Below are 7,328 nucleotides of genomic sequence, written 5' to 3'. Positions count from 1 at the left end.
CGGCGGCCTCGTGGGGGGCCCGCCCTGCCCGGCGACACCGACACGGGCGCCCGGGGCCCCCCCTGCGGTGGGCGGCGCCCCGGACTCCGATTCGGTCAGCGCGGGTCGGGTCACCAGGCGGTCGCGCCGCCGTCGACCGGGTAGTTCGCCCCGGTGATGTACGACGCCCGGTCGGACGCGAGGAAGACCACCAGCTCGACGACCTCCTCGGGGCGCGCGAAGCGCTTGAGGAGCGTCTTGGCCGTGATGGCGTCCCGCGCCTCCTGGTTGTCACCGAGGTCGCGTTCGCTGGCCGGGGTGAGGGTGGGCCCGGGGCTGACCGCCACCGCGCGGATGCCGTGGGGCGCACCTTCGAGGGCGAGCTGTCGCGTCATGCCGATGATGCCGGCGTTCGCGGCGGTGTGACCGACCATCGGCGGGACGTGGCCGCCGATCATTCCGGCCATGGAGGCGGCGCTGATGATGACGCCGCCGCCGCGTCGGACCAGGTGCGGCCAGGCGAACTTCGACACGAAGTACGGAATGTCGAGTTCTCCGGTGATGGTGTAGCGCCAGTCCTCCACGGAGAAGTCGGGCATCGGGCCGAAGCGGAGCGCGGCGGCGTTGTTGTAGACCACGTCGAGCCCGCCATAGGCGGCCGCGGCGTCGTCCACCAGCTTGCGTACCTGCTCGGGGTCGGTGAGGTCGACCGGCGCGATGCCGGTCATCTCGCCGCCCGCGCGCCGGACGAGTTCGACGGTCTCGTCGTTACCCGCGACCTGGAGGTCGGCCCCGACGACCTTCGCGCCCTCGCGGGCGAAGGTCAGCGCCGCGACGCGGCCCAGGCCCCCGCCGGTGCCGGTGATCAGCACGACCTTGCCATCAAGCGTTCCCATGGAACTCCTCCTCGTTCAATGACCAACGCGCCCGGCTTTGCGGCGGTAGGTCGGATTGATATGTCAACCGAGTTAAGTCCTTGACCGGTCAATCGCTTCCCGATACCGCGTACCCGGTGACGCGCACGACAGCCCTGCGGGTCGGAGGGGCGTGGCAGGTGAGATCGCGACCGGAGCGGGAACGTCGCCAACCGGTACGCGGCAGCGGAGCCGGCCCCGAACCGGTCGGAGTCGGCCAGGCCGGGCCCGAACCGCTCGGACGACCCGGAAGGGGCCTGCGGGGACGTACGCTTGTCGGACTGTCGATCTGGGGGTGTGGGTGCGAACTCGGGCAACCGTGGCGGGTGGAGTGGTGCTCATCCTCGTCGCCGTGATCGCGATCTGGCTCGTCGTACGACAGGTCGGCGACAACCTCAGGTTGCCGCTGGTGGCACGCAAGTGCACGGTGCAGGCCGACGGACGTGTCGCGCTGGACGCCGACCAGATGGCCAACGCGGCGACCATCGCGGCGATCGGCGCGAAGCGCGGAATGCCCGAGCGGGCCGTCGTGGTCGCGCTCGCCACCGCGTACCAGGAGTCCGGGCTGCGCAACCTCGCCGACGGCGACCGCGACTCGGTCGGCCTGTTCCAGCAGCGGCCGAGCCAGGGCTGGGGCACCCCGGCGCAGATCCGCGACCCGCGGTACGCGGCGAACAGGTTCTACGCGGCCCTCAAGAAGGTGCGCGGCTGGGAGAAGATGCGCGTCACCGACGCCGCCCAGCGGGTGCAGCGCTCGGCGTTCCCCGAGGCGTACCAGAAGTGGGCCGACGACTCCGAGGTGCTCAGCCGGGCCCTGCTCGGCGACGCCAGCGGCGCGGTCGCCTGCACCGTGGGGCGCACCCCGGCGATGCACGGTGCGGCCGCGGCCGCGCAACTGACCCGCAATCTGGTGCTGGACTGGGGGCTCAAGGGCACCGACCCGACCGACCAGACCGGGTTGGCGGTGACTCCGGGCGACCAGCGCGACGGCTGGCGGTACGCGCACTGGCTGGTCTCACACGCCCAGGACCACGGCGTGAAGCGGGTCCGCTTCGGCGACCTGGAGTGGACCGCCCGCGGCGGCTCGTGGGGCCGGGTGGACGGCCGCCAGAACCCCGCCGGCCAGGTGGTCGCCGAGGTGTTCAACGAGGGTTGACCGACCCGGATCTCTTAACCGGCAGTCACCGCACAATCGGGCAATGCGCATTGAATCGCACTATTGATCACGCAGATCTCACTCTGTGCGTTTCTCTCGCTGCGCGGGGTCCCGCCGTGGCCCAATCCCGCACCACGCCCTCCCCGAGGCCTGGACAGCCGCGTTACGATCGGCGGCCTGTGCCAGAAAAGGTTTCACCTCATGGGGAGGGGTACGACGCGGTGTTCGATTACGGCGACCGGACCGGTTACGAACCGATCAGCGACACTGACCGCAAGGAGTTCCACGAGCAGGGCTTCCTCCTGCTGCGCAACGTCCTGACGGAGGACCACCGGGCGGCGCTGGAGGCGGCTGTCGACCGCGTCTACGCGGAGGAGCAGGCCAAGGGCACCACCAAGAAGGACGGCACCCTGCACCTGCTGGGCTTCCTGGAGCGCGACGAGCTCTTCGGTGAGCTGCTGACCCACCCGATCGCCTTCCCGTACATGTGGGGGCTGGCCGGTTGGAACATCTACACCCACCACAACCACCTGGACGTCACCCCGCCGGCCGCCGAGCCGGAGAAGCCGTACTGGGGTTGGCACCAGGACGGGTACCGGCAGAACTCCGACCCGGAGACGATGGACCCGAACCTGCCTCGGCCGATGTTCTCGCTGAAGGTCGCGTACGTGCTGTCGGACCTCTCCGAGACCGGCCGCGGTGCCACCAAGGTCATCCCGGGCAGCCACCTGAAGAACTCGCTGCCCCGGCCGGCGGACCTGACCGTGCAGAACCCCGACCCGGAGGGCACGGTGGAGATCACCGCCAACCCGGGCGACGCCTTCATCTTCGACCGCCGGCAGTGGCACTCGCGGTCGACGAACCTGTCGACCATCACCCGCAAGATGCTCTTCGTCGGCTACACCTACCGCTGGATCCGTCCGCTGGACGAGCTGCACCCCGACGTGGACGGCGAGTGGTACCGCAACCGCACCCCGGTGCAGCGCCAGCTGATCGGCGAGGGCACCCACACCGCCAACTACTGGGGCATCAACTGGGACGGGTACGTCGACGACGAGATCCCGCTGCGCAAGGAGCTCAAGGAGCGCGGTCTGCTCGACCGCAACATCCCCTGGCTCCGCTGATCCCTGCTCGTGGAACGGCCCTCCGTCACGCTCAGCGATGGCGGGGGGCCGTTCCACATGTCGACGCCGGTGGTCGCCGGCCGCGTGGGCTTACGCCGGCCAGCTAGCCACGGGCGGCGAGGCGGCGGCGGGCCTTCTCCCGGATCGACTCCGGCAGCTCCTCCGCCTCGAGCAACCGAGGCAGCAACTCCGGCTCCAGGCTGGTCGCCCGGAACACCTCGCCGATGGTCACACCGTGCGCCGGCCGGTCCACCACCTCGACCGGGTCGCCTGGGCCGACCTCCCCCTCGCGCAGCACCCGCAGGTAGGCGCCGGGCAGCGCCCGGGTGGTGAACCGCTTGATCAGATCCGGTACGCCCCAGAACCCGGCGAAGGTGGTGCACGGCGTACGCGGTTTGGTGACCTGGAGCAGCGCTGAACCGACCAGCCACTGCTCACCGATCACCGCGCCGGTCACGTCGACCGCGTAGGTGGACAGGTTCTCCCCGAAGCCACCCGGCCGGACGTCGCGGCCCAGCTCCGCCGCCCACCATGCGGCGTCCTCCTCCGCGTAGGCGTAGACCGCCTGGTCGGGGCCGCCGTGATGGGCTCGCTCTCCGATGAAGTCGCCGACCACCCCGTCGAAGCGGATCGGCACCGGGCCGTCCACCGGCCGCTTGTCGATGCCGCTGCGGCCGCTCGCATCGCCGGCCCACTCCGCCTCGGTCACCACGCCGAGGTTCACCGCTGCCACCCTGCCCGTCATGACGGCCAGCCTAGTGGCGGTTCGCCGCCGAGCAGTCCGCCCGGCTACGGGTTCGGCACCGCCCGGCCCGTCCGACGCGGGGTCAGCCCTTGACGGCGCCGGCCACCAGGCCGGAGACCATCCGGCGCTGCACCAGCAGGAAGAAGATGATGACCGGCAGGGTGAACAGGGTGGACGCGGCCATCACCGGCCCCCAGTTGGTGTCGTCCCGACCGAAGAAGAAGGTCATCGCCACCGGCAGGGTGTAACTGCCCTGGTCGTTGATGAACGTCAACGCGAAGATCAGCTCGTTCCACGCGGTGATGAAGGAGAAGATGCTGGTCGCCACCAGGCCGGGCGCGACCAGCGGGAAGAGCACCCGGCGGAAGATCTGGGCCCGGCTGGCCCCGTCGATCGCCGCCGCCTCCTCCAGTTCCTTCGGCACCGCGGCGACGAAGCCGCGCAGCATCCAGACCGCGAACGGCAGCGAGAAACCGAGGTACGTGAGGATCAGGCTGGGCAGGGTGTTGTAGAGCCCGAGCCGCTGGATCATCAGGAACAGCGGGATGACCAACGCCTCCAGCGGGATCATCTGCACCACCAGCAGCATGATCAGGAAGCTGGTCCGCAGCTTGAAGCGGAACCGGGCCACAGCGGTCGCGGCGAGCAACGCCACCAGGCCGCTGAGCACCACAGTGGAGACGGCGACCAGCGCGCTGTTGAGGAAGAAGTCCAGGAAGCTGACGCCGGGGATCAGGTTGCCGGTCAGGATCTCCCGGTAGTGCGCCAACGTCGGATGGGTCGGCACCGGTTGCGGGGTGGCCGAGAAGATCTCGTTGCTCGGCTTCAGCGAGGTGGAGATCATCCAGTAGACCGGGAACGCCGCGAAGAGCGCGACCAGCAGCCCGGCGCCGTTGAGGGCGATTTTCTTCACGACTCGTCCTCCTGCCTGAGCACCATCCGTACGTAGAAGCCGGTGACCACGAGCAGGATCAGCGTGAGGATCACCGCGATGGCAGCGCCGAGCCCGTACTTGGGCGGCGGGGAGAAGGCTTCGGCGTACGAGTAGATGGCGAGCATGAACGTCGGCCGGTCCTGGGTGCCGCCTGCCAGCACGAACTGCTGGGTGAAGACCTTGAAGTCCCAGATGGTGGAGAGCACGATCAGGATCCCGAAGACCGGACGCAGCAGCGGGAACGTGATCTTCCAGAAGACCCGCCACGGGCTGGCACCATCCACCCGGGCCGCCTCGTGCAACTCGCTCGGCACGCTCTTGAGACCGGCCAGCACACTCACCGCGATGAACGGGAACGAGTGCCAGACCACCACCAGGGTGAGGATGGCGAAGAAGAGCAGCGGCGAGTTGAACCAGCCGTAACCGGTCCAGTCGCTGCGCCCGAACAGGCTGGTCGAGAGCCCGTCCGGCAACGCATTGAACAGCCACGTGACCAGGCCGCTCGTATCGTCGAAGATCCATTTCCAGACGATGGTGCCGGTCAGCGCCGGGGTGGCCCAGGCGAGCATCACGCAGCTGGCCACGAACGTCGCCATCTTTCGACCAAGCCGGTTGAGCAGCAGCCCCACCAGGGTGCCGAGCACCATGGTGAGCAGCACGTTCGCCGCGGCGAACAGGACCGTGTTGCGCAGCACGGTCAGGAAGAACGGGTCGGAGAGGATGTCGGCGTAGTTGCCGAGCCCCACCCACGGCCACTCCCGATCGCCGCGCAGTTGCCGGACGCTGTTCAGCCTGTAGAAGGACATCCCCACCACCTGGCCGAGCGGCCAGAGCAGCAGCACTCCGATGATCAGCAGGGCGGGCAGGAGCAGCAGGTAGGGCAGTCGGTCCACCCGGCGACGCCGCCGCGCGGGGGTCTCCCGCGCGGCGGACGTCTCCGGGTTTTTGGTCTGTAGGCTCACTTGCTGTTCAAGATGCCTTCCATCTCGGCGGCCGCGTCGGCGGTAGCCTTCTCGACCGTCTTCTGGCCCTTCATGACCGAGCTGTTCATCGCCTGGGTCACCGTCTTCGTCCGGCTGACCTCCACCCACTTCGGGGTGAGCGGCGTGAGCTTGGTGTTCTGCATCGTGGTGGCGAACGACGCCATCACCTTGTCGTTCGCGTACGCGTCACCGGAGACCAGGTCCTGGTAGACGGGGAAGAAGCCGAGGCTGCTCGCGAAGCTCTGCGCGTTCTTCTTGTTCAGCAGCACGGTCAGGTAGTCCCAGGCCAGGTCCTGCCGCTCGCTGTCCTTCCAGATCGCCACGTCCGAGCCGCCCGCGAAACCGGGCGCCGCCTTGCCGTCCGGGCCGGGGATCGGGAACGTACCCCAGACCTTCTCGATCTCGGGGTTGTCCTTCTTGATGGCGCCCTGCTGCCAGCTACCGGCGAAGGCCATCGCGGCCTTGCCGGTGGCGAACTGGGTACGCGCGTCGATCTCGTTCCAACCCGCCGCCGCCGGCGGGGCGACCTTGTGCACAGTCACCAGATCGGTCCAGAACTTGACGGCCCGCTGCGCCTCGGGCGTGGTGTAACCGGACTTCCAGGTGCCGCCCTGGTTGCTGGCGATCTCGCCGCCGGCACCCCAGAGGAAGGAGTAGAAGGGCAGCTCGGAGTTGCCGGGCAGGGCGATGCCGTAGGTGCCCTTCTTCTTCGCCTGCACAGCCTTGGCAACGGTGACCAGGTCGTCCCAGGTCTTCGGGGGCTGCACGCCGGCCTCGGCGAACCAGTCGGTGCGGTAGTAGATCGCGCGCACACCCGCGTACCAGGGCACGCCGTACTGCTTGCCGTCGAGCTGAGCGTTGCGCACCAGGTCGGGCAGCAGATCCTTGCCGTCGGCCCAGCCGCCCATCCGACCACTCACGTCGGCGAGCGCCTCCTGGGCGGCCCAACCCTGAGTCTCGGTGTTGCCAAGCTCGGTGATGTCCGGCCCCTCACCGCCGGCGAGCGCCGCCTGGAACTTCTTGGGCGCCTCCAGCCAGGGGATGTACTGCACGACCACATCGGTGTCGGGGTGCTTCTGGCGGAACTCGGCCTCGACCCCGTCGAGGAAGGAGTTCTGCGCGTCCCCGCCCTCACCCATCATCCAGACCGTGAGCTTGCTGTCGTCGGCCGCGTCGTCGCCGGACCCTCCACAGCCGGTCAGCACCATCGCGGCCGAGGCCACCATGGCGGTGACCGGGGCCAGCCGCTTCCACCTGTTCACGCCACTTCTCCCCTCGCGCCGCCTGGAACTAACCTTCTCCGCCGCACCCTAGTACGGCGAATTCCTTTACGACAGTGGGCGGGACTGGCCGAAGCGTGGCGACCGTACCGCAGCGGCCCGACGACCGGCACTCCAACATCCGTCCGAAGTTGGGCCTATCAGCACGAAAGAGCGCCCCGCCCTCACCCGCGCGCGCTTTGCGTGGTTAAGTTCTAGGGGGGGGTGTGGTGT

Annotated in this window: 7 protein-coding genes; 2 read left to right on the top strand and 5 right to left on the bottom strand. The window is 69.1% G+C overall.

Annotation, left to right across the window (positions count from 1 at the left end; all coding sequences use genetic code 11):
* Positions 1–110 precede the first annotated feature (110 nt).
* The gene (locus AB0B48_RS30840) at positions 111–875 is read right to left on the bottom strand and encodes an SDR family NAD(P)-dependent oxidoreductase (RefSeq protein ID WP_355009284.1); all 765 of its coding nucleotides are present in this window, start codon (positions 873–875) and stop codon (positions 111–113) included.
* A 313-nt stretch (positions 876–1,188) separates the two neighbouring features.
* Here AB0B48_RS30840 and AB0B48_RS30835 point away from each other — a divergent pair, with 313 nt between their 5' ends.
* Both AB0B48_RS30835 and AB0B48_RS30830 read left to right on the top strand, forming a co-directional pair.
* Positions 1,189–2,049: a hypothetical protein gene (locus AB0B48_RS30835; RefSeq protein WP_357207708.1), complete on the top strand. Its 861-nt coding sequence runs from the start codon at positions 1,189–1,191 to the stop codon at positions 2,047–2,049.
* A 221-nt stretch (positions 2,050–2,270) separates the two neighbouring features.
* Complete coding sequence (locus AB0B48_RS30830; RefSeq protein ID WP_272613023.1) at positions 2,271–3,173, top strand: phytanoyl-CoA dioxygenase family protein; 903 nt, start codon at positions 2,271–2,273, stop codon at positions 3,171–3,173.
* 103 nt (positions 3,174–3,276) lie between these two features.
* Here the strand turns inward: AB0B48_RS30830 and AB0B48_RS30825 are convergent, their stop codons facing one another.
* From AB0B48_RS30825 to AB0B48_RS30810, 4 genes are all read right to left on the bottom strand, one after another.
* Entirely contained in the window at positions 3,277–3,918 is a 642-nt protein-coding gene (locus tag AB0B48_RS30825; RefSeq protein WP_357207705.1) for an MOSC domain-containing protein, read from the bottom strand.
* Positions 3,919–4,000: 82 nt separating this feature from the next.
* A complete protein-coding gene (locus AB0B48_RS30820; protein ID WP_238678492.1) occupies positions 4,001–4,831 on the bottom strand; it encodes a carbohydrate ABC transporter permease in 831 nt (276 codons plus the stop codon).
* Positions 4,828–5,814, bottom strand: coding sequence for a sugar ABC transporter permease (locus AB0B48_RS30815; RefSeq protein ID WP_357207702.1), 987 nt, complete (start codon positions 5,812–5,814; stop codon positions 4,828–4,830). Before AB0B48_RS30815 ends, AB0B48_RS30820 begins: the two co-directional genes overlap by 4 nt.
* Positions 5,811–7,097 carry a sugar ABC transporter substrate-binding protein gene (locus AB0B48_RS30810; protein ID WP_357207699.1) on the bottom strand — a complete coding sequence of 429 codons (1,287 nt, stop codon included), beginning with the start codon at positions 7,095–7,097 and terminating at the stop codon, positions 5,811–5,813. The genes AB0B48_RS30815 and AB0B48_RS30810 overlap by 4 nt, the downstream gene beginning before the upstream one ends.
* Positions 7,098–7,328: the final 231 nt, after the last annotated feature.

Source organism: Micromonospora sp. NPDC049089, from assembly GCF_040648775.1.
In the GTDB taxonomy this organism is placed as follows: Bacteria; Actinomycetota; Actinomycetes; order Mycobacteriales; family Micromonosporaceae; genus Micromonospora.
This window is presented reverse-complemented; position numbering and strand designations above follow the sequence as displayed.

What these genes read in the sequence shown, in the direction of transcription:
- AB0B48_RS30840 (WP_355009284.1), bottom strand. Translation starts at nt 875, where the DNA reads ATGGGAACGCTTGATGGCAAGGTCGTGCTGATCACCGGCACCGGCGGG.
- AB0B48_RS30825 (WP_357207705.1), bottom strand. Translation starts at nt 3,918, where the DNA reads ATGACGGGCAGGGTGGCAGCGGTGAACCTCGGCGTGGTGACCGAGGCG.